The organism is Phytomonospora endophytica (assembly GCF_014202425.1).
Classification (GTDB): Bacteria; Actinomycetota; Actinomycetes; order Mycobacteriales; family Micromonosporaceae; genus Phytomonospora; species Phytomonospora endophytica.
On sequence record NZ_JACHGT010000002.1, the window covers coordinates 504,879 to 526,955 of the forward strand.

At 71.5% G+C, this 22,077-nt stretch carries 24 protein-coding genes; 16 read left to right on the forward strand and 8 right to left on the reverse strand.

The window, feature by feature from the left end; genetic code table 11:
- Positions 1-146 precede the first annotated feature (146 nt).
- From HNR73_RS05625 to HNR73_RS05640, 4 genes are all read left to right on the forward strand, one after another.
- Positions 147-665 carry a SigE family RNA polymerase sigma factor gene (locus HNR73_RS05625; RefSeq protein WP_184786177.1) on the forward strand — a complete coding sequence of 173 codons (519 nt, stop codon included), beginning with the start codon at positions 147-149 and terminating at the stop codon, positions 663-665.
- Positions 662-1,738, forward strand: a complete 1,077-nt coding sequence (locus HNR73_RS05630; protein ID WP_184786178.1) for a hypothetical protein — start codon at positions 662-664, stop codon at positions 1,736-1,738. Before HNR73_RS05625 ends, HNR73_RS05630 begins: the two co-directional genes overlap by 4 nt.
- 78 nt (positions 1,739-1,816) lie before the next feature.
- Positions 1,817-2,476, forward strand: coding sequence for an O-methyltransferase (locus HNR73_RS05635; protein ID WP_184786179.1), 660 nt, complete (start codon positions 1,817-1,819; stop codon positions 2,474-2,476).
- Between the two features lie 323 nt (positions 2,477-2,799).
- Positions 2,800-3,105, forward strand: coding sequence for a DUF397 domain-containing protein (locus HNR73_RS05640; RefSeq protein ID WP_184786180.1), 306 nt, complete (start codon positions 2,800-2,802; stop codon positions 3,103-3,105).
- A gap of 57 nt (positions 3,106-3,162) precedes the next feature.
- On the opposite strand, the gene HNR73_RS05645 is transcribed toward HNR73_RS05640, so the two are convergent.
- Entirely contained in the window at positions 3,163-3,924 is a 762-nt protein-coding gene (locus HNR73_RS05645; protein WP_184786181.1) for an ABC transporter permease, read from the reverse strand.
- 12 nt (positions 3,925-3,936) lie between these two features.
- Complete coding sequence (locus HNR73_RS05650; RefSeq protein WP_184786342.1) at positions 3,937-4,899, reverse strand: ATP-binding cassette domain-containing protein; 963 nt, start codon at positions 4,897-4,899, stop codon at positions 3,937-3,939.
- Positions 4,900-5,087: 188 nt separating this feature from the next.
- Between HNR73_RS05650 and HNR73_RS05655 the strand changes: the two genes are divergently transcribed.
- The 4 genes from HNR73_RS05655 to HNR73_RS05670 all read left to right on the forward strand — a co-directional run bounded on the left by HNR73_RS05655 (position 5,088) and on the right by HNR73_RS05670 (position 7,623).
- Positions 5,088-5,771 carry a PadR family transcriptional regulator gene (locus HNR73_RS05655; RefSeq protein ID WP_184786182.1) on the forward strand — a complete coding sequence of 228 codons (684 nt, stop codon included), beginning with the start codon at positions 5,088-5,090 and terminating at the stop codon, positions 5,769-5,771.
- Between the two features lie 31 nt (positions 5,772-5,802).
- Positions 5,803-6,105 carry a hypothetical protein gene (locus tag HNR73_RS05660; protein ID WP_184786183.1) on the forward strand — a complete coding sequence of 101 codons (303 nt, stop codon included), beginning with the start codon at positions 5,803-5,805 and terminating at the stop codon, positions 6,103-6,105.
- Between the two features lie 100 nt (positions 6,106-6,205).
- A complete protein-coding gene (locus HNR73_RS05665; protein WP_184786184.1) occupies positions 6,206-7,216 on the forward strand; it encodes a hypothetical protein in 1,011 nt (336 codons plus the stop codon).
- The gene (locus tag HNR73_RS05670) at positions 7,213-7,623 is read left to right on the forward strand and encodes a hypothetical protein (RefSeq protein ID WP_184786185.1); all 411 of its coding nucleotides are present in this window, start codon (positions 7,213-7,215) and stop codon (positions 7,621-7,623) included. The genes HNR73_RS05665 and HNR73_RS05670 overlap by 4 nt, the downstream gene beginning before the upstream one ends.
- A 3-nt stretch (positions 7,624-7,626) precedes the next feature.
- Here HNR73_RS05670 and HNR73_RS05675 read toward each other — a convergent pair whose 3' ends face one another.
- Positions 7,627-8,391 (reverse strand): NAD(P)-binding domain-containing protein, encoded by a 765-nt coding sequence (locus tag HNR73_RS05675; RefSeq protein WP_184786186.1) that lies wholly within the window; start codon positions 8,389-8,391, stop codon positions 7,627-7,629.
- Positions 8,388-9,041, reverse strand: coding sequence for a GntR family transcriptional regulator (locus HNR73_RS05680; protein WP_184786187.1), 654 nt, complete (start codon positions 9,039-9,041; stop codon positions 8,388-8,390). The genes HNR73_RS05675 and HNR73_RS05680 overlap by 4 nt, the downstream gene beginning before the upstream one ends.
- Before the next feature lie 24 nt (positions 9,042-9,065).
- Here HNR73_RS05680 and HNR73_RS05685 point away from each other — a divergent pair, with 24 nt between their 5' ends.
- Complete coding sequence (locus tag HNR73_RS05685) at positions 9,066-10,004, forward strand: threonine ammonia-lyase (RefSeq protein ID WP_184786188.1); 939 nt, start codon at positions 9,066-9,068, stop codon at positions 10,002-10,004.
- Here HNR73_RS05685 and HNR73_RS05690 read toward each other — a convergent pair.
- Both HNR73_RS05690 and HNR73_RS05695 read right to left on the reverse strand, forming a co-directional pair.
- Positions 10,001-10,762 carry a VOC family protein gene (locus HNR73_RS05690; protein WP_184786189.1) on the reverse strand — a complete coding sequence of 254 codons (762 nt, stop codon included), beginning with the start codon at positions 10,760-10,762 and terminating at the stop codon, positions 10,001-10,003. The genes HNR73_RS05685 and HNR73_RS05690 overlap by 4 nt on opposite strands.
- A 79-nt stretch (positions 10,763-10,841) precedes the next feature.
- Complete coding sequence (locus HNR73_RS05695) at positions 10,842-11,432, reverse strand: DUF4396 domain-containing protein (protein WP_184786190.1); 591 nt, start codon at positions 11,430-11,432, stop codon at positions 10,842-10,844.
- 164 nt (positions 11,433-11,596) lie between these two features.
- On the opposite strand from HNR73_RS05695, the gene HNR73_RS05700 reads away from it, so the two are divergent.
- From HNR73_RS05700 to HNR73_RS05710, 3 genes are read left to right on the forward strand one after another with little or no spacing between them, the layout of a single operon-like run.
- Positions 11,597-13,345: an acetyl/propionyl/methylcrotonyl-CoA carboxylase subunit alpha gene (locus HNR73_RS05700; RefSeq protein ID WP_184786191.1), complete on the forward strand. Its 1,749-nt coding sequence runs from the start codon at positions 11,597-11,599 to the stop codon at positions 13,343-13,345.
- Positions 13,346-13,375: 30 nt separating this feature from the next.
- On the forward strand, positions 13,376-14,806 hold the full coding sequence (locus HNR73_RS05705; protein WP_184786192.1) for a GuaB1 family IMP dehydrogenase-related protein: 1,431 nt from the start codon (positions 13,376-13,378) through the stop codon (positions 14,804-14,806).
- A gap of 59 nt (positions 14,807-14,865) precedes the next feature.
- Complete coding sequence (locus HNR73_RS05710) at positions 14,866-16,383, forward strand: hypothetical protein (protein ID WP_184786193.1); 1,518 nt, start codon at positions 14,866-14,868, stop codon at positions 16,381-16,383.
- A gap of 2 nt (positions 16,384-16,385) precedes the next feature.
- Here the strand turns inward: HNR73_RS05710 and HNR73_RS05715 are convergent, their stop codons facing one another.
- Positions 16,386-16,985, reverse strand: a complete 600-nt coding sequence (locus tag HNR73_RS05715) for an acyltransferase (protein ID WP_184786194.1) — start codon at positions 16,983-16,985, stop codon at positions 16,386-16,388.
- Positions 16,986-17,122: 137 nt separating this feature from the next.
- Here HNR73_RS05715 and HNR73_RS05720 point away from each other — a divergent pair, with 137 nt between their 5' ends.
- Genes HNR73_RS05720 through HNR73_RS05730 form a run of 3 tightly spaced genes read left to right on the forward strand, consistent with a single transcriptional unit; the run spans position 17,123 to position 20,114 of the window.
- A complete protein-coding gene (locus HNR73_RS05720; protein ID WP_184786195.1) occupies positions 17,123-18,064 on the forward strand; it encodes a SatS C-terminal domain-containing protein in 942 nt (313 codons plus the stop codon).
- A 53-nt stretch (positions 18,065-18,117) separates the two neighbouring features.
- Entirely contained in the window at positions 18,118-19,713 is a 1,596-nt protein-coding gene (locus HNR73_RS05725; RefSeq protein ID WP_184786196.1) for a hypothetical protein, read from the forward strand.
- An 11-nt stretch (positions 19,714-19,724) separates the two neighbouring features.
- Positions 19,725-20,114, forward strand: coding sequence for a roadblock/LC7 domain-containing protein (locus tag HNR73_RS05730; protein WP_239122036.1), 390 nt, complete (start codon positions 19,725-19,727; stop codon positions 20,112-20,114).
- 5 nt (positions 20,115-20,119) lie between these two features.
- Here HNR73_RS05730 and HNR73_RS05735 read toward each other — a convergent pair whose 3' ends face one another.
- On the reverse strand, positions 20,120-20,752 hold the full coding sequence (locus tag HNR73_RS05735) for a TetR/AcrR family transcriptional regulator (protein WP_184786198.1): 633 nt from the start codon (positions 20,750-20,752) through the stop codon (positions 20,120-20,122).
- Between the two features lie 91 nt (positions 20,753-20,843).
- Here HNR73_RS05735 and HNR73_RS05740 point away from each other — a divergent pair, with 91 nt between their 5' ends.
- Positions 20,844-22,076 carry an MFS transporter gene (locus HNR73_RS05740; protein WP_184786199.1) on the forward strand — a complete coding sequence of 411 codons (1,233 nt, stop codon included), beginning with the start codon at positions 20,844-20,846 and terminating at the stop codon, positions 22,074-22,076.
- The last annotated feature ends 1 nt before the right edge of the window (position 22,077 follow it).

Below are 22,077 nucleotides of genomic sequence, written 5' to 3' on the forward strand. Positions count from 1 at the left end.
GCGGTTCGAACACGAGGTGAACGGCGGTGAGATCGAGGAAAGCGCGTGCCGTTCGGGGCTTCGGGCCACGGCTCGTGCGGATCCGGTGCAACCCCGGGCCGCCTTCGGCGCGTAGGTAGCGGCGACCATCGCTGACGGGAGGGCTCATGCGGGCCGAAGAGGAAGCCGAGTTCCGGCGCTACGTCGCCGCGCGCTCCGATCGACTGCGGCGTTTCGGCTACTTGTGCTGCGGCGACTGGCAACGCGCCGAGGACGCCGTCCAGACCTCGCTCATCAAGCTCTACGCGGCATGGACACGGATCTCCCACAACGCCTGCGACGCCTACGTGCGGCGGATCGTGGCCAACACGCTGATCAGCGAGCACCGCCGGGGCTGGTTCCGGCGCGAACGGGTCAGTGAAAGACCGCCCGAGCGCCAGATCCCCGACCAAAGCGAGGCCACCGCCGACACCTTAGCCGTCATGAGCGCCCTCGCCCGGCTGCCGCCGCGGCAGCGCGCCGTCGTCGTCCTCCGGTACTGGGAGGACCTGCCGATCGAGCAGGTCGCCGAGATCATGCGCTGCTCGACCGGAACGGTGAAATCCCAGGGCACGCGCGGCTTGCGGACCCTGCGCGCCCTGCTGTCCGCAGCCATGCCGGAACGAACGATGGGAGCGTCGTCATGACCGACGACATCAGGGATCTGCTGGACCGGGCCGCCGCGAAGTCCCCGCCGCGAACGCTCGACGCCGACCTCGTCGTCACCCGCGGCCGCGGGCGCGTCCGCCGGCGGCGGCTCGCTCTCACCGGCGGCACCGCCCTCGGCGTCGCCGCGTTCACGGCGGCCACCATCGCCTTGACCGCGCTCGTCGGCCCGGGCGCGGCCGTCACGACGCCCGACGGCGCGGCGAGCGCGTCGGAGACACCGGTCGAGCCCACGCCGTCGTCGGACCTGCCGCCGCTCCCCCCCGGGAGCGACTACTACTGGTTCGGCGACGACCGGGTCGACGACGACGCCGGCGCCGAACTCACGCAGGCACTCGTGTCGTACCTGCGGGAGCACCACCCCGAAGCCAGGAGCGTCGACATGGTCGCCGACGGCACCGGCGGGATGCGACCCGAACTGCGGCCGGTCGACGCGAATCTCCAGATCTCCCGCCACACCGCCTATCTGGTCCCGCTGGACAGCCCGAACAACATGGACTCCTTCGCCTCGGTCCACGACCAGCCCGTCTACCAGATCTGGGACTCCTCACCGAAGCAGACCGCCGACGCCGTGTTCGCGATGTTCGGCATGTACTCCGGCGCGCGGCTCGCGATCGACGGCGCGGACGCGGAGGTCGAGGACTGGCTCGACGTGACCCTGTTCCCCTCCGGCGGTTTCCTGCCGGGCACGGACAACGTCTCCCGCGACGGCATCACCCAGCCCGCGAACGGATACCTCACCGAGGGCTGCGACGCCTACGAAGGCCGGAACTACACGGGCGGCAGGGCCGCGTACACCTTTGACTGCGACGAGTCGGCCGGCCCCGGCGGGGAACGGATCCTCACCGTCGCCGCGCACCAGCGCAACGACTGGGGCGTCACCACCGTCCACACCGTCGTCGTGATCCGCGCCGACGGCACCGGACTGGTGGTCCGCGACTGGCCGACGCCCGTCCACGACACCGAACCGGACGGGCCGCTCGACCCGTCGCTGGACATGGGCGAACTCACCGCGCTCGCCCTCGCCATCCCGATCGTCCCCTTCGGACGGTGAGGGCGGTTCCCGCGCGGTCCCGGGCGGGGCCGCGCGGGAGCGGACCTTCGGGCCGGGAAAGCGGTAGCGTCGGCAACCATGAGCCGACGCGACATCAACCTCATTCCCGAACTCGACGACTACACCCAGGCGCATTCGACGCGTACCGACGACCTGCTCGCCGAACTCGCGGACGAGACGCGCGCGTCGCTGCCGTCGAACGCGCAGATGCAGATCAGCGCGATCCAGTCGAAGTTCCTGACCATGCTGGCCCGCTCGCTGAAGGTGACGCGAGCGGTCGAGATCGGCACGTTCACGGGCATGTCCTCGCTGTCGATCGCGCGGGGCATGGCCGAGGGCGGCCGGCTGGTCTGTTTCGACATCAGTGAGGAGTTCACGAGCGTCGCCCGGAAGTACTGGGAGCGCGCGGGTGTCGCCGACCGCATCGAGTTGCGGATCGGTGACGCGAAGGAGATCCTGGGCGACTTCGATCCGGCTCCCGAGCTCGATCTGTGCTTCATCGACGCCGACAAGACCGGGTATCTCACGTACTGGGCGGAGTTGAGCAAGCGGATGCGGCCGGGCGGGATCATCGTGGTCGACAACGTCTTCCAGGGTGGCCGGATCATCGACGAGGCGGAGCAGGGCGCGAACGTGGTGGCGATGCGCGAGTTCAACCGGGTCGTCGCCGACGATGAGCGTTTCGACGTGGTGATGCTCCCGATCTCGGACGGGCTCACTCTCGCGCAGCGCCGCTGAGGTCCGCCGCCGCATCCATCCCGGCGGTTCTGTCGTTGGACGAAGGAGACGACGGAGCCGCCGGGCTTCGGCGTGGGCGATGCCCGATGCCGCCCCGGCGCGCGGATCCGCCCGCACCACGCGGACCGGCACGACAGCCCCCACGACCCGACCACCGAAGCATTCCGCCCGCACCGCCAGAACCAGCACGGCGGTCCACACCACCCGAAACACCAAACCCCCGCCCGCCCACGCCGGGAACCCGGCACCGGCGGCGGGCCGAGCCCGATCCCATACCCGCAACGCGGTTTCGTCCGCGCCGCCAAGATAAGCAGGGAGTCCTTATGCATGAGCATCCGTTGAAGGGTCAGTTCGATGAGAAGGCGGCGGATTGGCGCCGGTCGACGAATCTGGATGGTTCGCCTGGCCAGCTTGAGGTGGGTTTCGCCGCTGATGGCCTGGTCGGGTTGCGCACCGTCGATGACCCGGAGACGATTTTGATCTACACGCCGGCGGAGTGGGACGCGTTCGTGGCGGGCGCGAAGGACGGCGAGTTCGATATCGAGGTGTTGGAGGAGGACGCGCGGCTGGCGGAGGAGGCGGAGGCCGCTGAGTTGGCGGCGAAGGATTTCGGGGAGCGCGCGGAGTGACGCGCGAGGGCGGGAGACTCCGCATAGGAGTCTCCCGCCCTTGTCGGTGGTGCGGGTTCAGGCTGCGGCGCGACTGAATTTGCGCGCGGACCAGAACACGAGGAGCAGCATGAGTGCGCCGATGAAGACCGCGGCCTGCCAGATGGCGTTGGAGGCGAGGTCGCCGTTGAAGAGGGCGCGGGCGGCGTCGACGGCGTAGGCGAAGGGGTTGAACTTCGCGACGGTCTGGAGCCAGTCGGGGGCGAGTGCCATCGGGAGCATGATGCCCGAGAGCAGCAGGACGGGCTGGGTGACGGTGTTGAGGAGGGGCGCGAGGGCGTCTTCGCTCTTGAGGACGATCGCGACGCCGTACGAGGCGGCGGACAGGGCGAGGCCGATTCCGATGACGATGAGCATCATCAGGGCGAGTCCGTCCCAGTAGATGGTGAGTCCGCCGATGGGTGAGGACAGCAGGACCAGGATGAGTGCCTGGAACACGAGTGTCGTCACGTCTCGCAGGGAGCGTCCGAGGAGCAGCGCGAGGCGGCTGATGGGGGTGACTCGGAAGCGTTCGATGACGCCTTCGCGGATTTCGGCGATGAGTCCGAATCCGGAGAAGAGGGTTCCGAACATCGCCATCATGATGACGAGGCCGGGTACGAAGGTCTCCATGGCGCCGGCTTCGAAGCCGGGCATGCCTTCGAGGCCGTTGAGCAGTGGCCCGAAGAGGATCAGGTAGTACAGGGGCTGGATGAGCATGATGAACACCCAGGTCGGCTGCCGGATGACGAGTCCGAGTTGCCGGGCGTAGACCAGCCAGGTGTCGCGGATGAGTTTCATGGTCGCGTTCTCCTAGTCGCTTTCCCGCAGGGAGCGGCCGGTCTGCCGCAGGAACACGTCGTCGAGGCTGGGCCGGTGGAGCTCCATGGAGCTGATCGTGACCTCGGCGCGGTCGAGGGCGCGGAGGATTTCGGGCACGGCGGCGGAGCCGTTCTCGACGTAGAGGCGTAGCAGGGTGACGCCGGTCGGGTCGGGTTCGTCGGTTTGGACTTCGCGGACGTATTCGGCGGGTTCGAGGAGTGCCACGGCTTTCGCGGCGGCTCCGTTGACGCCGACGAGGACGATGTCTCCGGCGATCTGGCGTTTCAGTTCGATCGGTGTTCCCTCGGTGACGATCTCGCCGTGGTCGATGATGGCGAGCCGGTCGCAGAGCGCGTCGGCTTCGTCGAGGTAGTGCGTGGTGATGAAGACGGCGGTGCCGCGTTCGCGGAGTTTCTTGATCTCGTCCCACATGTGCGCGCGGGCCTGGGGGTCGAGGCCGGTGGTGGGTTCGTCGAGGAACAGCAGGGACGGCTGGTGGACGGTGCCGAGCGCGACGTCGAGGCGTCTGCGTTGCCCGCCGGAGTAGGTCTTGACCTTGCGGTCGGCGAACTCGGAGAGTTCGAAGGCTTCGATGACCTCGACGGCGCGTTCGCGGGCGGCGGTCTTGCCCATTTCGTAGAGGCGGCCCTGCATGACGAGTTCTTCGCGGGCGGTGACTTCGCCCCAGGTTCCGCCGGACTGGCCGACGTAGCCGATTTGGCGGCGTACCTGGGCGGGTTCTTTGAGCAGGTCGGCTCCGGCGACGCGCGCGGAGCCGCCGGTGGGTTCCAGCAGGGTGGACAGCATGCGCAGGGTGGTGGTCTTGCCCGCGCCGTTGGGGCCAAGGAAGCCGAAGATCTCGCCTTCCTTGACCGAGAGGTCGACGCCGCGGACGGCTTCGACGTTGCCTTTTCGGGCGCGGAAGGTCTTCCGGAGGCCCTTGGTCTCGATCAGCATCCTTGTCTCCCTGTCCCGACGGTGACTGCCGCCGAGACGTAATCCGACGCCACTATGGCGTCAATGTACCCTCAAGCGCGACAGTACCTCACGCCTCAAGCGATAGTCAACGTTGAATAAAAAGTATCTCAACGCGCTGGCCGGACCCCATGATCCATATATTCAAACTGGGCTAGGATTCATGCATGTGGACAACCCGGCTGCTCATCCTCGGCCTCGTGCGCTGGTTGCAGCCGGTACACGGCTACGACGTCTTGAAGGAGCTCACCTCCTGGAACGCCGAGGATTGGGCCAAGATCAAACCGGGCTCCGTCTACCACGGCCTGAAGAAGCTCACCACCGACGGCTGCCTGGAAGTCGTCAGCACCGAGCAGGTCGACAAGCGCCCGGCCCGCACCAGTTACCGCGTCACCGCCAAGGGCGAGACGGAGTTCCAGCAGGTCCTGCGCGAGAAGCTGTGGGGCATCGAACCGGTCGTCGACCCCTTCTTCGTCGCCTGGAGCTTCGCGCCGGTCCTGGGCCCGCGTGAGGCCGCCGCGATGCTGCGCAACCGCGCGGCCCTCATCACCGCCCAGATGCGGCAGAACCTCGCCTGGCTCGACGTCGCCGACTCGGGCGACCCCACGGCGGGCTCGTTCATCCCCGGGCACGTCCAGGAGGCCATGCGCCTGGCCACCGACGCGATGCGGTTGACCGTCGACTGGTGCGAGCGCGTCGCCGTGCGCGCCGAGAACGGCGAGCTCGGTTTCGACGACGAGCGCGGCTACTCCGAGGAGACCATCGAGCACTGGCGGCGCCACATCCGCACGCTCCCCGACCCCGCGACACTCCGGTCGAGTCTCCGGAGAGGTGTTGACGAAGGGGAATAGCATGCGCTCGGACCCGACGTGAGGAGCCGACATGCACGCCTATCCCTCAAAGATGCGCACCATCGGCGGGATGCTGATGTCCATCGCCGAAGAGGCCCAGGCCAACGCCGACACCGCCAAGCCCGGGATGGAGAAGGCCGGTCAGGGCAACGACGGCTTCATCACCGTCCCGGCCTCCTCGACCGCCTCCTTCAACTGGCTCCAGCACGTCTACCAGGTGCAGACGCGGATGGCCGGCGCCGGAGGCTCGGTGATCAAGGCGGCCGACGACCTCGCCTTCACCGACGCCGACAACGAGGCCACCATGCCGATCGTCCCGGTCACGACGATCTGAACCCGCAACCGCGCCTCCCGAACGGCTGCCCTTTCGGGCAGCCCCTTCGCCTGAGCCCCCGCGCATCCTTGAGGGGTCGGGTAACCCCGGGAGGTCGACCATGCTCCTTCGCCTGCGCGCCGAGCCGAACGTCCGCCGGCGCCCACCGCTGGTGCAGCGCCTCACCGACGACGAGTTCGCCGTCGGCAAAGGACCCCTGGACGCCCGTGGCGTCGCCGCGCTCCAGCGCCGCGCGGGAAACCGCGCCGTCACGGCGATGCTGGCGCCGGCCGTCCAGCGCTGCGGACCGGGCGGCTGCGCCGAACGCGAACCGGAGCAGGAGGAGACCGCGGCCCGCCAGGGCATCGCGGAAGTCGCCGAAGAGCCCCTGATGGGCGCCCAGGCCCTCCCCGTGCAGCGCGCGGCGACCTGGGCCAACGGCACGGTCCGCGAGACCAACAACCTCGCCACGGTCGTCACCACCGGCGCACCCGCCGGCTTGACGACCCCGAAGATCAACGGCACGGTGACCTCGACGGGCGACCTCGTGCGGTCCTCGCTGGTCGCGCCGACCCTCACGACCGCCGCCGTCCCCGCCGGCGGTTTCGACTCCGAGGTCAACGTGGTGCCCGCCAACGTCGGCAGCTTCGACGAACTGGTCCTCGGCGCCGGACCGTGGCGCACGACCTGGACGAAGGCGGCCTTCCACACGACCTTCCCGACCGTGCCGGGCTGCACCGGGGCCGGGGCCACCCGCTTCCGTGCGGCCGGGGATCCCGGCGACGCCGCCATGAAGTCGGCCAACCGCCGCCACGAGGACCACCACGCGAGCGACATGCAGGCGGCGTTCAACGACATCATCGTCCCCTGGGACCAGAAGGTCACCAACGCCAAGACCGCCGGGACCAAGTTCCACGGGGCCACCGCCGCGGCCGCCGAGGCGGCACTGTGGACGGCCATGGGCGGCACCCGCGACGAGATCGCCGACGCCTTCACCACGCGGGTCGTCAACGACATCGACGCCTTCCACGCCACCCCGGCCGGCGGGCCGGTCAGCCTCTCCCCGACGAAGAACCCGGGCGCCAACTCCAACTGCAGCCTGTCCTGGGCCTACTTCGTCAACCCGTCATGAGCGCCCTCTCCGCGACGGTCGAACCCACCGCCGCACCGGAAGGCGAGACGGCGGTCCGGTTGCGTGTGGCCAACACCTCGACGGCACCGGCCACCGTCCCCAACCCCGACCTCGGCCGCCCCTCCGGGCCGTGGGAGTACTCCACCGAGGCCTACCGGGCGAGCCTGCTGGCGTCGTTCGGGATGCTCGCCGTGACGGTGTACGACGGCGACGGCGAGGAGGTCGCCAAGGCCCCGGTGTCGACGTGGGCGACACCGTTCCGGCGGCCCGACCTCGTACTGGAACCCGGCGAGACGCTCGACGTCGTCGTGCCGCTCGGGGTGCTCTTCACGCTGGACGCGGGCGCGGAGTACCGCGTGGTCGTGGAGTACGGCGAGGCCCGGGGCGAAGGCCTCGTCCGGACCTAGCCGTCACCCGAGGTCGGCGAGCAGCCCGTCGAGGACCGCGCCGAGGGCGCGCGCGTTCGCGTCGTCGAACCAGGTCGTGCGGACGCGCTCGTTGTTGCCTTTCGGGGTCTCGTGGTCGGCGGCGAGCCGCCCGAGGGAGCGCGACTCGTCGCCCAGTGAGCGGCCGACCCCCTGGAAGAGTCCGCGCACGTAGCGTTCGGCGTCCTCGCCGGGCACGCCGCGCCCGGCGGCCCACGAGGTGAGCGTCGCCAGGTAGGAGTAGTGCGTGGTCAGCGTCCCCGTCAGCGCGGAGAAGACGTTGAAGGCGGCCTCGTCGGCGACCGGCAGCGAGCCGCCGAGGCCGTCGAAGAACGCGTCGACGACCGGGTGGGCCGGGTAGGTGACGGTAACCGAGGCGCGCTCGCGCACGGTCGGCAGCGGAATGGCGCGCACCAGCGGTGCCGTGGTGCCCAGCAGCGTGCGCAGGTCGTCGTTGCCGACCCCCGCCATCACGTTGACGACGACCTTGCCCTCGCCGACGCGCAGGCCGCGCAGGGCCTCGTGCCGGTCGGCGCGGCGCACGGCGACGAGCACGATCTCGGCGCGGTCGGCGACCTCCTGGTTGTCCGCGCAGACCCGCACGCGCTCGAAGCGCGCGGCGAGCTCGGCGGCCGTGCGCGCGCCCCGGGGCGACAGGAACACCTCGGGCGATTCCCCGGGCCCGCCGCACAGGCCCTCGACGAGGGCCCGGCCGATCTCACCGACACCGATGACGCCGATGCTGTTCACTTCCCGCCCTCCAGCCAGTTCAGGACCATCGTGTGCGAACCGTCCCAGTTGCGGCCGATGAGGTCGGCCGCGGCCTCGCGATCGCCTTCGCCGAAGGCGGTGAGGATCCGCGCGTGCAGTGGGGCGGAGTGGCTCTCGCGGTCGCCGTCGCGCATGTAGGCGAGTTCGTAGCGCGTGACCCGCACCCGAAGCGCGTGGATCATCGCGCGCAGGCTCGCGTTCGGGCACGCGGCGACGATCGTGTCGTGGAAGGCGGTGTCGAGGTGCCAGCGCCGGACGGGGTCGGTGGCGGCGAGGAGTTCGGTGTCGAGGGCGCGCAGCGCGGCCAGGTCGAGCGTGCCCGGCGGTGAGGTGGACACGGCCAGCCGCTCCAGCGCGCCGAGGATCGGGTACAGCTCGGCGGCCTCCGCCGGGCTCAGGGGCCGCAGGCTGAATCCGCGCGCGGGCGCCGACTCCAGAACCCCTTCGGCCTCCAGCCGCAGCAGCGCCTCCCGCACCGGAGTGCGCGAGACGCCGAGGGAGCGGCTCAGTTCGGCCTCGGTGACCGCCTGGCCGGGTTCGACCTCGCCGGTGGCGACCAGGTCCACGACCCGTTGGTAGACGGCGGCCCGCAGAGGGGCCGGCCGCTCGATCGGCTCTCTCGCCTTCATTCGCACATCGTATACGATGTGCGAATGCCAACGGACCTCTCCCTCGAACGGATCGCCCGCGCCGCCGCCGTGATCGACGACTGCTTCCGCGACACCCCCCAGTACACCGACCCGCTGCTGTCTGCCGCGCTCGGCCGCCCGGTGCTGGTCAAGGTCGAGACGGCCAACCCCCTGCGCAGCTTCAAAGGACGCGGCGCCGCCTTCCTCGTGCACGAGCTGCCGGCCGGCACCACGGCGGTCGTCTGCGCGTCCTCGGGGAACTTCGGCCAGGGCGTCGCCCACGCCGGACGGCGCCGGGGCCTGCCCGTGCACGTGTTCACCACCGCCGGCGCCAACCCCGTCAAACTCGCCCGGCTGGCCGCGCTCGACGCGACCATCACCCAGGTCGACGGGGACGGCCACGCCGCCAAGGAGGCCGCGCGCGAACACGCACGGGAAACCCCCGGCGCGGTGTTCGTCGAGGACGGACGCGAACCCGCCATCGCCGAAGGCGCCGGCACGATCGGTGTCGAACTGCTGCGCACCGGCACACCCGACACGGTCGTCCTGCCCGTCGGCGACGGCAGCCTCATCGCCGGGGTGGCGCGCTGGGTCAAGCACGCGGCGCCGTCCACGCGGATCGTGGGCGTCGGCGTCACCGGCGCGCCCGCCCTGGCCGACAGCCTGCGCGCGGGACGCGTCGTCCCCGGCGGGCCCGTCGACACCATCGCCGAGGGCATCGCCATCCGGGTGCCGGTCGCGGAGTCGGTGGAGCGGCTGCGCGGCCTCGTCGACGAGATGGTCCTCGTCGACGACACCGACCTGCTCGCCGCGATGCGGCTGATCGCCGACACCCTCGGGATCCTGGTGGAACCCGCGGGCGCGGCGGGCATCGCCGCCATCGCCCGCCACGGACTCGGTGAGCGCCCGGCGACCGTGCTGACGGGCGCGAATCCGCGGCCGGGGCTGTTGCCGGCGGTCTAGATCACGCCGGTGTCGGGGTCCCGGACGGTCAGGCAGTACTCGACGCCGCCGGGGTCGCGCATGACGTGCCAGCGCACGTGGCTCGCGACGTGGCTCGCGCCGAGTCTCTCGTGGACCTCGCGGGCGGCGTCGATGTCGGCGCAGGCGAAGTCGAGGTGCATGCGGGCCGGTCCGGTCTCGGCCATGCGCTGGATCAGGATCCGCAGGGGCAGTTCGCGCGGCTGACGGACCCAGGTGAACTCGGGGAGAATCCCCGCCCCCGTCGTCCAGCCGGTCAGTGCGGGCCAGAAGCGGCTCTCGGCCTCGAAGTCGGCGGGGGCGACGTCGACGCAGAGCTGGTCGAGGCGGGTGCGGCTGTCGCCGATCTCGACGGGGGCGGACCGTCCGGTCTCGGCTTCCCACGCGACGACGCAGAAGGGCGCACCGCCGGGTGAGGCGAGGACGATGACGTCGTCGAGTTCGGTGACGATCCGGGCGCCCAGTTCGACGGCCCGGGCGGCGAAGGCGGGCATGTCCTCAACGCACAGGTCGAGATGCGAGCCGGGGTTCGCGCCGACGGTCTGGGTCTTGACGTAGGCGTGGCCGTCACCGGGGAGGAGGGTGGCGAACTGGTCTTCCTCACCGCGCCGGGCGGACGCCCCGGTCGCGGTGACCGCGCGCCAGAAGGCGTCGGCGGTGCCGTCGAGGCGGTCGATGAAGGCGTAGGACCAGCGGACCGGGGACTCGGCGTCCGTGTCCGTGCCGGGGGTGCGCGTCATCCCGCCATGATCCCCCATGGGCGAAGAGCCGCGCGCCTTCGGCGTGTGGCGGGGGCGCGCGGCTCGGTCGCGTCGCGGGTCAGTGGTGGTACTGGTGGACGACCGCGTGACCTTTGCCGCGGCCGATGATCCACTTGTTGATGGGCGTGGTCACGACGAAGGCCAGCGCGAGCGCTCCGGCGAGGGAGATCCAGAACAGCCAGGAGCCGAGTCCGGCGTCCATGGCGCCGGGGATGAGCATCATGGCGGAGTTGTCGATGATCTCCATGAAGACGATGGAGACGGTGTCGGCGGCGAGCGCGACGCCGATCATCCGCTTGAGGGTGAGGCCGGACTTTCGGATGCCCCACATGGTCAGCGCGTAGCCGAAGAGGAAGGCGAGCGCGACGGCGAGGACGATCGTGGCGGCGTTGCCCCAGCCGAGGGCGGTGCCGATGATCATGCCGAGGACCTCGCCGATGGCGCAGCCGGTGAGGCAGTGGAGGGTGGCCTGGGCGGCCGTCTTCCAGGAGACCCTGCCGCCGCCGTGGCCCGCGTGAGCGTCGTGGGCACCGTGCCCGGCGTGCTCCTCGTGGCCGGCGTGGGTTCCGCCGGGGCCGTGGTGGTCGTGGGGCGCGTGGTGCCCGTGGTGCCCGTGGTGCTGCCGGTGTGCTTCGGATCCGTGTCCCATACCGGGCAACATATACCCCCTAGGGGTACATGGCAAGTTCGCCTCCGCGTGACCCGGCGCACACGCCGAACCATCGCCGGAGAGCAAGGTGCCACGGCCCCGGGGGCGAACTAGACTCCTTGCGGGCCTTTGGCCCCCCACAGTCACCGCGGAGGAGCCACGTCGTGCGCAAGGTGTTGATCGCCAACCGGGGAGAGATCGCCGTCCGGGTCGCCAGAGCCTGCCGGGACGAGGGCCTGGACTCGGTCGCCGTCTACGCCGACTCCGACCGCGACGCCCCGCACGCACGTCTCGCCGACGAGGCCTACGCGCTCGACGGCGACACCCCCGGTGACACCTACCTGCGCATCGACAAACTCCTCGACGTCGCGGCCCGCGCGGACGCCGACGCCGTTCACCCCGGGTACGGCTTCCTGTCGGAGAACGCCGAGTTCGCCCAAGCCGTCATCGACGCCGGGCTGACCTGGATCGGCCCGACCCCGCAGGCCATCCGGGACCTCGGCGACAAGGTCACCGCCCGCCACATCGCGCAGCGCGCGGGCGCACCGCTCGTACCGGGCACCTCGGAGCCGGTGAGCGGGCACGAGGAGGTCGTCGCCTTCGCCGACGAGTTCGGCCTGCCGGTCGCCATCAAGGCCGCCTTCGGCGGCGGCGGGCGCGGCCTCAAGGTCGCCCGCACCCGCGAGGAGATCCCCGAGCTCTACGCCTCGGCCGTGCGTGAGGCCGAGGTCGCCTTCGGGCGCGGCGAGTGCTTCGTCGAGCGCTACCTCGACCGCCCGCGCCACGTCGAGGCGCAGATCCTCGCCGACACGCACGGCAACGTCATCGTCGTCGGCACCCGCGACTGCTCCCTCCAGCGCCGCCACCAGAAGCTGGTCGAGGAGGCCCCCGCGCCGTTCCTGAGCGAGGAGCAGCGCGCCACGATCCACGCCGCCGCGAAGGCGATCTGCGCCGAGGCGAGGTACCACGGCGCCGGGACGGTCGAGTTCCTCGTCGGCAACGACGGGACGATCTCCTTCCTGGAGGTCAACACGCGTCTCCAGGTCGAGCATCCGGTGACCGAGGAGACCGCGGGCGTCGACCTGGTCCGCGAGCAGTTCCGCATCGCCCGCGGCGAGACCGTGACCTTCGGGGAGGATCCGGCCCCGCGCGGGCACTCCATCGAGTTCCGCGTCAACGGCGAGGACCCGGGCCGGGGTTTCCTGCCCGCGCCGGGCACCGTCACGACACTGACCCTGCCGACCGGGCCGGGTGTGCGCGTCGACGCCGGCATCGAGTCGGGCACCGTCATCGGCGGGAACTTCGACTCGCTGCTGGCGAAGGTGATCATCACCGGCGCCACCCGGACCGAGGCGATCGAGCGGGCCCGGCGGGCGCTCGACGAGATGGTCGTGGAGGGCATGGCCACCGCGCTGCCCTTCCACCGCGCGGTCCTGCGCGACGAGGCCTTCACCGACGAACCGTTCCGCGTGCACACGCGCTGGATCGAGACCGAATGGGTCAACGAGGTCCCGCCGTTCACTAGTGAGCAGAGTGCCGCCGAGATCCTTTTGCAAGAGCGCGAGACCGTGGTCGTCGAGGTCGGCGGCAAACGCGTCGAGGTGCGTCTCCCCGCCGGGTTCGGGGCTTCGGCGGCGCCCGCCGCGAAGGCCGGGCCCCGCAAGGGCGGCGGCCGCAAGAACACCGCGGCGGCCGCGTCGGGCGACTCGCTGACCAGCCCCATGCAGGGCACCATCGTCAAGATCGCCGTCGAGGACGGGCAGGAGGTCGCCGCGGGCGACACCGTCGTGGTCCTGGAGGCGATGAAGATGGAGCAGCCGCTGACCGCGCACAAGGCCGGGACCGTCACGGGCCTGTCGGCCGAGGTCGGCGACGTGGTGTCCTCGGGCGCCGCGATCTGCGAGATCAAGTAACGACGAGGAAGGCACACGGGGGTATTCGCGATGCGCTGGTTGCACGGTGAACCTGGCTACGACCTGACCTACGCCGACGTGTTCATGGTCCCGAACCGCTCGTCGGTGGGTTCGCGGCTCGACGTGGACCTGTCGACCGACGACGGGACCGGCACGACCGTCCCGATCATCGCGGCGAACATGACCGCGGTGTCGGGCCGCCGCATGGCCGAGACCCTCGCCAGGCGCGGCGGGCTCGCGGTGATCCCGCAGGACATCCCCGCCGAGATCGTCTCCGACGTCGTGTCGTGGGTGAAGGCGCGGCCGCTGGTGCACGACACGGCCCTGACCCTGCACCTCACCGACACCGTCTCCGACGCCCTCGCCCTGCTGTCGAAGCGCGCGCACGGCGCCGTGGTCGTCGTCGCCGACGGGAAACCCGTGGGCGTGGTGACCGAGGCCGACTGCGCCGGCGTGGACCGTTTCACGCAGCTGCGCCAGATCGCCTCGCGCGACCTGGTGACCGTGGCGGCGACGATGGCGCCCGAGGAGGCCTTCGCCGAGCTGACCGCGCGGCGCCGCAAACTCGCGCCGGTCGTCGACGCCGACGGGCGCCTCACCGGGATCCTCACGCGGCAGGCCGCGCTGCGCGCCACGCTTTACGCGCCCAACGTCGACTCCTCGGGGCGCCTGCGCGTCGCCGCGGCCGTTGGCATCAACGGCGACGCCGGTGCCAAGGCGCGCCGCCTGGTCGAGGCCGGGGTGGACGTCCTCGTCGTCGACACCGCCCACGGCCACCAGGAGCGGATGCTGGAGGCGCTGCGGCTGGTCCGCAGGGCCGCCCCGGACGTGCCCGTCGCCGCCGGGAACGTCGTCACCGGTGACGGTGTCGCCGACCTCGCCGACGCCGGAGCCGACATCATCAAAGTCGGTGTCGGGCCGGGCGCGATGTGCACGACGCGCATGATGACCGGCGTCGGGCGGCCCCAGTTCTCCGCCGTCCTCGAATGCGCGGCCGCCGCCCGCCGCCTCGGCCGCCACGTGTGGGCCGACGGGGGCGTCCGCCATCCCCGCGACGTCGCCCTCGCGCTCGCCGCGGGCGCGTCGAACGTGATGGTCGGGTCCTGGTTCGCCGGAACCTACGAGTCGCCCGGCGACATCCACCGCGACGCCGACGGCCGCTCCTACAAGGAGAACTTCGGCATGGCCTCCGCGCGTGCCGTGCGCCTGCGCACCGCCGAGGACACCGCCTACGACCGCGCCCGCAAGGCCCTCTTCGAAGAAGGCATCTCGACCTCCCGGATGTACCTCGACCCGCAGCGGCCGGGCGTCGAGGACCTCCTCGACTCGATCGTGGCCGGCGTGCGCAGCGCGTGCACCTACGCGGGCGCGTCGAACCTCGCCGAGTTCGCCGAACTGGCCTACGTCGGCGTGCAGAGCGCCGCCGGGTTCACCGAAGGCGCGCCCCTGTCCGACTGGTGACACCCGGTGGCACCACCCCAATACCGTGTCCTCCCACGGCATCACGGGGAGGCACGGCCATGGGCTACGACGACGGGCACCGATGGACCGAGTGGGGACACGAACGGCAGCAGTCCCGCAACATCGGCCACCTGCACGATGAACTCCAGGCGCAGCACCACGCCAACCGCCGTACCCAGCGTGCCCTCAAAGACCAGCTCAGCAGGCTCTCCGGCGACCTCGGCGCCCGCATCGACACCATCGGCAACGCCCTCGACGCCTTCGTCGAACTCTCCGACATCCGCTTCGAGCTGATCGTCCACCAGCCCGACGCCGCCCTGCGCGCCGCCGTGCGCCGCTTCCTCGTCGCCGCCTCCGACAGCAGCGGCACACCCGACCCCGCGCTGCCCGCGACGAGCGGCTACTGGCTCGGCCCCGCCGCCGAGGCGCTCGCCGCCGTCCTCACCGGCGGCGACCCGGCCGCGAGCCTCGACGCCGCGCGCGCCCTCGACCACCGCCGGACCGCGCTGTTCCTGACCGCCGCACTGTCGGCGACCGGCAGGCCCGACGACGCCGCCGCGCACCTCCCCGACACCGTGCGGGGCTTCCACGGCGAACTCACCCGGGCACAGACGGCACTGTGGCGCGCGTCGGCGCACGGGGCCCTCGGCACGAACGGTTCCGCGTTCATGCACGCCCTCCTTCGCGAACACCTCGCGTCCTGCGACGACGCCGAAGCCGGGAAACTCTGGTCCGAGTTCACCGAACGGCGCCTGCGCGCACCCGTCCAGGTCGGTTCCGCGAAGGCCGTCGGCGCCGCCGGGAAACTCGGGAAACTCCGCGACCTGTGCGCCACGGCCCTCGCCGCCGCTCCCGAACCCCGCCCCGGCGGGCTCTTCGCGCTCGTCGAAGACGTCGTCGACGAAGGAGCACCGCTGGAGGCGCCCCTCCTGCGGCGCTCACTGGAACTGCGCGCCCAGATCGAACGGCGCGCGGCCGAGCCCGGCACCGCCGAACACTTCGACGACCACGTCGGCACCGTCGACGCGGTCCTCGCCGAGGCCGTCGCCGCCGACGACGACCCGGCCGTACGGGCACGCGCGGTGGCCCTGGCCGCGCCCCGGCTGCTGGCGCTCGCCGACGGGCTGCTCGCCGACGCGAGCGAGCCCTTCACCGGCGCGACGCGCGAAGTCAGGCGGGGCGGGTCGACGGTAACGGTCACCGGGTCAGGTGTGACACCGGACCTGGACGTGGTCCGCGCCGAGGCGCGCGAGCGCCACGTGAGCCCGAACGCGACCCCCTGGGCGCTGGCGGCGGCCGCCGCGGCGGTCCTCGCCGTGCCGCCTGCGTTCGTGGTGCCGGGGCTGGCGATTCTCGCCGGCGTCGTCGCCGCCGGACTGGCGATCAAGTGGTTCGCGGTCCGCGGGACGGCCCGGGAGGCCGCCGGATCGGTCGACTACTTCATGGAGGCGTTCGGCCGGGACGTCGAAGAGGCCCGCCGGACGATCGCGCGTGACGGCGAACAGGCCGCGCGGGCGGCCATCGAGGCCGCCGGGGCGCACGCCGAGGTCGTCGAGCTCCTCGGCGAGTACCGGTGAGCTCAGCCCAGGGCGAGCGTGCCGCCGGTCTCGACGTAGGTCTCACCGGTGACCGGGCAGCGCCACCTGCCGCCGTCGGCCTCGCCGTCGAGGACGAGTGGACGCCCGGCGCGGCCCACCCAGCGGTGGAAACGCGCGGGATTGCCGATGACGAGCGCGAAGTCGGGTACGTCGCGGGTCACCACGGCGCCCGCGCCGACGATCGCGAACCGGCCGATCGTCACACCGGCCACGACGACGGTCCGCGCGCCGAGCGCGGCGCCTTCGCGGACGGTCACACCGGTCGACTCCCAGTCGTCGCCGCCTTTGAGCTCCCCGTCGGGGGTGACGGCGCGCGGGTACTGGTCGTTGGTGAGGATGACGCCGGGCCCGATGAACACGCCGTCTTCGAGGTGCGCGGGCTCGAAGACCTGCGCCAGGTTCTGGATCTTGCAGCGGTCGCCGATGCGTACGCCGGAGCCGATGTAGGCCGATCGGCCGATCACGCAGTCGCGCCCGATCACGGCGTTCTCGCGGATCTGGGTGAGGTGCCAGACCTTCGTTCCGTCGCCGATCACGGCACGGGGGTCGACGTCGGTGCTCTCAGCGATCGTTACAGCCACGCGGCGACGATACAGGCCACCCCGTCACACGGCGAGAGCACGATGGGGCGACCCCGCACGGTCAAGTGCGACCGCATAGTCTCTATGACGTTCACGACACAGAACGAACCGCGAGATCTCAATACCTGGAGGACGCCGTGGGCCGCCACAGTTCAGAAGACGATGGCGCGCAGCCGGACGCACTCGACGTCGACGACACCCCCGAACGCGACCGCGAGGCCGACGAGTTCTGGGACCTGGTCGGGGTCGAGCCGGTCGAGATCGCGCTGAGCAAGGGCGTCGGCTACACCCTGCGCGCCTACGTCACCGTCGAGGCCGAAGCCGTCGAGGATGACGAGGACGAGGAGGTCGCCGACGAGGACCTCGACGACGAGACGGCCGACGCCGACGACTCGGCCGCCGAATCCGACGACGACGAGACCGATGAGGCCGTCGAAGACGACGAGGACGAGGACGACGCCCCCAAGGGCAAGGCCAAGAAGAAGGTCGAAGCCGAGTCCGAGGACGCCGAAGAGCCCGACGAGGCCGACTTCGCCGAGGACGAGGACACCGAGGTGGCCGCGCCCGTCGCCGAGATCGCCGACGCCGACATCGACGAAGCCCCCCGCTTCCTCACCGCCGACGGCAAACTCCTCCTCTTCGACACGCCCGCGCTGCTCGCCGCCTACGTGCGCGAGAACCGCGACCACGACCTCGCCGACCTCGACAAGTGGGACGACGTCGTCAGCGGCATCAAGGACGAGTGGGTCGTCCCCACCGAAGAGGACACCTACGAGCTCGACCTCGTCGTGGAGAACCTCCGCGGCGGCCGCGACGCCTGGGACCACGAACTCCTCATCTCCGCCGGTGAACTGGCCCGCGACCTCGCCTACGCGCTGCACCTCAAGTCGGTGCTGACCGCGCTCGCGCCCGGCTCGCCCATCGACGATCTCGACGACGCCCTGCGCGCCGTCGAGGCCGGGGGGTTCGGGGGATTCCTCGCCAAGCGCCGCTTGCGTAAAATCGGGGCACAGCAGGCATCTCTGGCGTGGAGGTCCATCATCGGCAAGATAACTGCCGCGGTGGACTGGCGGAAGTAGCACTCTTCGGGGGAGCATCGGGACGGACCGTACGACTGGAGGGAGCAGACAGCGTGCGCATCTACTGTGGACTCGCCACGGCCGGGCATGCGTCTTTCGCCGCGATCGTGGACGACGCCGGGCGGGCCATCGCCGTCGCCGCGCTGGACGAGGCCGGGCCACGTGCGTTCACCGCGCTGTGCCAGCTCCTCGCCGCCCACGGCGGTGACCGGACCACGCCGATCGCGACCGACGACGGGTCCGGCCAGACGCCGCAGCTGTGCACCGCGGCCGGCCACCCCGTCACGGTCACCGACGACGACCTGATCGGCCGGTTCACCCGCGACGACCCCGCCGCACGGCAGCCGGGCGCACAGCGCGCCCTCGCCGCGGCACGGGCCCTCCAGACCGGTGCCGTCACGGCCATCGCCGGCGGCGCCGTGCGCAACCTCGCGCGGCTGCGTCCGCTCCTGTGCTCCGCCGAAGCGCTCGCCGCGGGCCGCGCGACCGCCGTTGCGGCCCTCCGAGGGGTCCTGCGGGAGCTGTACCCGGCCGCGCTGCGCGCCTTCGACGACCCGGGCGCCCAGCGGCCCCTCGCCGTCCTCGACGCGCTCCCCGAACCCGCCGCCGCGGCCTACTGCCGCGAAGACGAGGTCGCGCAGGAACTCGCCACCGCGGGACTTCCCGACACCACCGGTGTCATCGTCGCCCTGCGCACCGCCGCCGCCGAATACGCGCCGAGCCGCCGCTCCGGCGACGAGGCGACCCGCACGACGGTCCGCACGGCCGTGCAGGCCGTCCGCGTCTACGACGACGGGCTGCGCAACCTCGCCGAAGCGCTCGCCGAGCGCTTGAAGGCGGGCGGCGCGGCGAGGACCACCGGGACGAGGACGCGTGGCGAGGCGCCGCCCGCCGTCGAGCTCCCCCCGATCCCGGAGGAGCGCCCGAAGCGCCGGACGATCCCGGCGCAGCGCGCGTCGGCGCCCGCCGCCCCCGAAGCCCCGCCGGTCCGCCCGGCCCCGCCGCAGCCCCCCGCCGAGGAGGGCTCGCGCAGCTCGAAGATCACGTCACTGCCGACCCGCAGAGGCGCCAGAAGCAAGAGCGACAGCGGCGGCTTCCCGCAGATGCCCGAGCCGCCGGTGTTCAACGAGCCGACGACGACGGCCCAGCCCGTGATGCCCACGCACGCCGAACCGGAAACGGTGCCCAGCGGCATCCAGCTCCCGCCGCCGAACAACATCGCGGCACCGCCCCAGCCGCCGACCCGGCCCTCACCGCCCGTAGCCGAGATCGACGGCGACAACGACGAAGGCCTCACGATCTTCGCGCAGGCCAAGTCCGCCTGGTTCACCGGCGTGAACGAGGACGAGGAGCCCAACACGCTCGACTGGTCGATGCCGACCGACGAGGCGTGGCGCAGCGCTCAGAAGACGGTCACGCCGTCGACCGGTGAAGCGACCGCCAAGGGACTCCCCCGCCGCGTGCCGCAGGCCAACCTCGTGCCGGGATCGGCGCTGCCCGAAGACCCCGGCCCCATCGCCATCGAACGTGACCCGCAACTCATCGCCGCCAACACCGCCGGCTACTTCCGCGGCTGGAACCGCGCCCGACGCGACGCCGTCGACGCGGCCCCCGTCGGCGCCAACGGATCGACGGTGCGCTTACTGTGACGAACCTAGGTGTGTACGAGCGAAGTCTGAGCATGCTGCTGGCCTCGCTGGTGGCAAGGACACCCGGACTGACGCACGCCGTGCTCGTGTCCGCAGAAGGCGTCCCCCTGGCCATGTCCCACGGACTGCCACTGGAACGCGCGTCCCAGCTGTCGTCGATCGGTGCCGGACTGCTGTCCATCGGGGACGGTGCCGGACAGGTCATGACGACCGGGCGAACGCACCAGGTCATGGTCGAGATGGCGGAGGGAATCCTGCTCACGGCACCCGTCGGACCCGCGATCTCGCTAACGCTGCTCGCGGTGACGGAGTGCAACCGCGAACTGCTCGGCTACGAGATCGGGCAGTTCACGACGCAGGTCGGGCCGTTGCTGGACGAGGCCCTCGGGGGCGGGCGGTAGGGGTCTCACCGGACCCGCGATTCGGCACCGGGCTGAGACGTGCTCTCGCCGCCTCCGTGCGGACTACCCGCCGTCGGGGACCCCGCGAGGGCGCGAACAGCCGAGGAGACCGCTTCGCGGAGCCGTTCCGGCGTGTAGTCGGACCCTAGGATCATCCGGCGCAGCTGCGGCATGGCCAGGCTCCAGCCGACGAGTCCCAGGGTGAAGAACAGCAGGGCGCGCGGGTCGCCGTTGTGGGCTCCCGCCGCGGTTTCGGCGGCGCCGACCTTGTCCAGGTAGTGCCGGGTGCGGGTCTCCTCGTCCGGCACCGGGTCCTCGCCCATTTCGAGCGCCTCCCACAGCAGCAGGCGCAGGGCTTCGGGGTTGGCCCGGTGGTAGTCGAACAGGGATCCCGCGTAGACGCCCAGGTCGGCGTCGTCGCCCGGCGGCACCGCTTCGGCCAGATCGGTCATCAACCGCTCCAGCACGGCGGCGAAGAGCGCCTGTTTGTCGCCGAAGTAGTCGTAGATGGCCCGCTTGTTAGCCGCCGCCGCGGCCGCGATGCGGTCCACGCGCGCCCCGGCGACACCGTGCTCGGCGAACTCCGCCGCCGCCGCGGTGAGGATCCGTTCCTTCGTCGCCGCTGAGTCGTATGCCATGTGAGCGATGGTAACGAACCAGTTCGTTTGACACCATCGTCAACGCTCGCTAGCATCCGAACCAACTAGTTCGATCGCATTGGAGTTGGTGATGACCTCTGTACAGGAGCGGCGCCCCACCCGGCCGCCCACCGCAACCCGCGCACACCCGCGACTGTTCGCGGTGATGGCGGTCTGCAGCGGCGTGACGGTGGCCAACGTGTACCTGGCGCAACCGCTGCTGACCCTGTTCACCCGCGACCTGGGCATCTCGCCCTCGTCCGCCGGGCTGGTGGTCACGTGCGCGCAGTTCGGCTACGCGGCCGGAATCTCGTTCCTGGTCCCCCTGGGCGACGTCCGCCGACGCCGGCCGCTGCTGGCCGCCATGCTGTCCGCGACGGTCATCGCCCTGCTGCTCGCCGCGGCCGCGCCCGGCCTGGCACCGCTGGCAGCGGCTGCGGCACTCGTCGGCGGATTCACCGTCGTCCCGCAGGTGCTGGTGCCGCTGGCCGCCGAACTCGCCCCCGAGGGGCGGCGGGCGTCGGTCGTCGCCGCGGTCCAGATCGGGCTGATGACCGGCATCATCGGTTCTCGTGTGATCGGCGGCGCGGTGGGCGAAGTCCTCGGATGGCGTGCGGTGTACGTGCTGGCCGCCGTGCTCACCGCGGCGTCGGGACTGCTGACCGTGGCCCTGGTCCCGCGCGAACCGGCCCGCACGAGAACGATCGGCTACGGCCGCCTGCTCGCCTCACTGCCGCGGCTGCTGCGCGCCGAACCCGCCCTGCGGCACGCGAGCCTGCTGCACGCGACCCTGTTCGGCGCCTACAACGCCACGTGGACCTCGCTGGTGCTGGTCCTCACCCGCGAGCCGTATCACTTCAGTACCGCCACGGCGGGCCTGTTCGGACTGCTGGGCCTGGCCGGCGCGGTCGCCGCACCGTGGGCCGGACGGTTCATCGACCGCCGCGGGGCCCTTCCGATCATCACCGCAGCGCTGCTGCTGACGCTCGCCTCGGCCGGTGCCTACGCCCTCGGCCGCAGCACGCCGCTCCTCATGGTCACGGCGATCATCGCGGTCAGCGTCGCCGTCCAATGGAGCCAGATCGCCAACCAGGCGCGGATCTTCGCCTACCTGCCCGAGGCGCGCAGCCGCGCCAACACCGTCTACATGGGCGCGGTCTTCCTCAGCGGCGCGATCTGCGCGGCCCTGGCCGGAGCCTGCTACGCGGCCTTCGGCTGGCCCGGTGTCTGCACCCTCCAAGCGCTGCTGGCCGTCGCGGGCCTGGCGGTGCTGCCCTTCGCGCGCCGCCACGACCACCGGCACCTCCCCGCGACGACCGCCTGAC

Bases quoted from the DNA above. Each gene is read 5' to 3' on its own strand.
- HNR73_RS05710 (WP_184786193.1), top strand. From the start codon at position 14,866: ATGGGCTACGACGACGGGCACCGATGGACCGAGTGGGGACACGAACGG.
- HNR73_RS05640 (WP_184786180.1), top strand. From the start codon at position 2,800: ATGCATGAGCATCCGTTGAAGGGTCAGTTCGATGAGAAGGCGGCGGAT.
- HNR73_RS05630 (WP_184786178.1), top strand. From the start codon at position 662: ATGACCGACGACATCAGGGATCTGCTGGACCGGGCCGCCGCGAAGTCC.
- HNR73_RS05735 (WP_184786198.1), bottom strand. From the start codon at position 20,752: ATGGCATACGACTCAGCGGCGACGAAGGAACGGATCCTCACCGCGGCG.
- HNR73_RS05660 (WP_184786183.1), top strand. From the start codon at position 5,803: ATGCACGCCTATCCCTCAAAGATGCGCACCATCGGCGGGATGCTGATG.
- HNR73_RS05655 (WP_184786182.1), top strand. From the start codon at position 5,088: ATGTGGACAACCCGGCTGCTCATCCTCGGCCTCGTGCGCTGGTTGCAG.
- HNR73_RS05695 (WP_184786190.1), bottom strand. From the start codon at position 11,432: ATGGGACACGGATCCGAAGCACACCGGCAGCACCACGGGCACCACGGG.
- HNR73_RS05670 (WP_184786185.1), top strand. From the start codon at position 7,213: ATGAGCGCCCTCTCCGCGACGGTCGAACCCACCGCCGCACCGGAAGGC.
- HNR73_RS05740 (WP_184786199.1), top strand. From the start codon at position 20,844: ATGACCTCTGTACAGGAGCGGCGCCCCACCCGGCCGCCCACCGCAACC.
- HNR73_RS05645 (WP_184786181.1), bottom strand. From the start codon at position 3,924: ATGAAACTCATCCGCGACACCTGGCTGGTCTACGCCCGGCAACTCGGA.
- HNR73_RS05685 (WP_184786188.1), top strand. From the start codon at position 9,066: ATGCCAACGGACCTCTCCCTCGAACGGATCGCCCGCGCCGCCGCCGTG.
- HNR73_RS05625 (WP_184786177.1), top strand. From the start codon at position 147: ATGCGGGCCGAAGAGGAAGCCGAGTTCCGGCGCTACGTCGCCGCGCGC.
- HNR73_RS05705 (WP_184786192.1), top strand. From the start codon at position 13,376: ATGCGCTGGTTGCACGGTGAACCTGGCTACGACCTGACCTACGCCGAC.
- HNR73_RS05665 (WP_184786184.1), top strand. From the start codon at position 6,206: ATGCTCCTTCGCCTGCGCGCCGAGCCGAACGTCCGCCGGCGCCCACCG.
- HNR73_RS05690 (WP_184786189.1), bottom strand. From the start codon at position 10,762: ATGACGCGCACCCCCGGCACGGACACGGACGCCGAGTCCCCGGTCCGC.
- HNR73_RS05635 (WP_184786179.1), top strand. From the start codon at position 1,817: ATGAGCCGACGCGACATCAACCTCATTCCCGAACTCGACGACTACACC.
- HNR73_RS05680 (WP_184786187.1), bottom strand. From the start codon at position 9,041: ATGAAGGCGAGAGAGCCGATCGAGCGGCCGGCCCCTCTGCGGGCCGCC.